Source organism: bacterium (assembly GCA_024226335.1).
In the GTDB taxonomy this organism is placed as follows: domain Bacteria; phylum Myxococcota_A; class UBA9160; order SZUA-336; family SZUA-336; genus JAAELY01.
On record JAAELY010000377.1, the window covers coordinates 1 to 1,064 of the forward strand.

1 protein-coding gene is annotated in these 1,064 nt (G+C 63.2%); it reads right to left on the bottom strand.

The features are described from left to right. Window positions 1-18 precede the first annotated feature (18 nt). Window positions 19-1,064 (bottom strand): group II intron reverse transcriptase/maturase (gene ltrA / locus GY725_19370; GenBank protein MCP4006345.1); only part of this gene is annotated, 1,046 nt, incomplete at its 5' end.

A 1,064-nucleotide genomic window follows, 5' to 3' on the forward strand; every position in this document is an offset into this window, starting at 1 on the left:
GGAGTCCGTCGAACCCCACTATGCAGGAGCGGGGATGAAATCACTCAGGAACACAAATCCCTTGCGACGGAGGTGTTTATTCCTCACCTTCCAGTTGTCGTTCCGCCTCTTGCGCTTGAGCTTCATGCAGCGTAGGCGCATCCGTGTCCAGCGGTCCAGTGTGCGAAACAGATCCCCGCAGTTGGAGAACGGCGTGGCGAAGTAGTTCGCCGTGCCGCGCACGACCTGGTTGAGCTCCGTGACGACCCGGGCGTCGAAGTTGTGGGAGCGTCGAGTCACCTCCCGGACCTTGTCTTTGAATCTCTCCACCGACTTGGGGCGCATGCGCACCGTCTTCGACCGGATGTCGAAGCCGAGGAACGAGAACCCTCGGGCGAACCGTGTCACCACGGTCTTCTCCGGGCTCAACGTGAGACCCAGACGCCCGGTGAGCAGTTGCCCGACCGCCGCCAACGCCTCTTGCACCTGGCGCTCGGAGCGGCACAGGACCACGAAGTCATCGGCGTAGCGCACGAAGCGCAGGCCGAGGTCGTGCAGGTGCCAGTCCAGCTTGTTCAGCACGATGTTCGCCAGCAAAGGGGAAACGACGCCCCCCTGCGGAGTACCCACCGTGGTGGGCTTGAACACCCCGCCTTCCATCACGCCAGCCGTGAGAAACTTCTCGACCAGACCCAGAATGTTCCCGTCGGCCACCACCTCGGTCAGGCCCGCCATGATCACACGGTGCGGGATGTTGTCGAAGAACCCCTTGATGTCGGCGTCGAGCACATACGTGTACCCTTGCTGACGGAGTTCCAACACCCGCTCCACCGCCTGATGGCAGTTCCGCCCGGACCGAAAGCCGTAGGAATCGTCGTGGAACCGCCGCTCGAACAGGGGGTTGAGAAGGCGCCGAAGCACCTCCTGCGCCACCCGGTCGCGAACGACGGGTATGCCCAGTGGCCGTGTCCCTTTCCTGCCCTTGGGGATGAACACGCGCCGCAGAGGCTTGGGCACGAAGGTCCCTCGCTTGAGGTCGCGCATCAAGACGTCCAGGTTCTGATCAAGGGCGGCCTCGAACATCC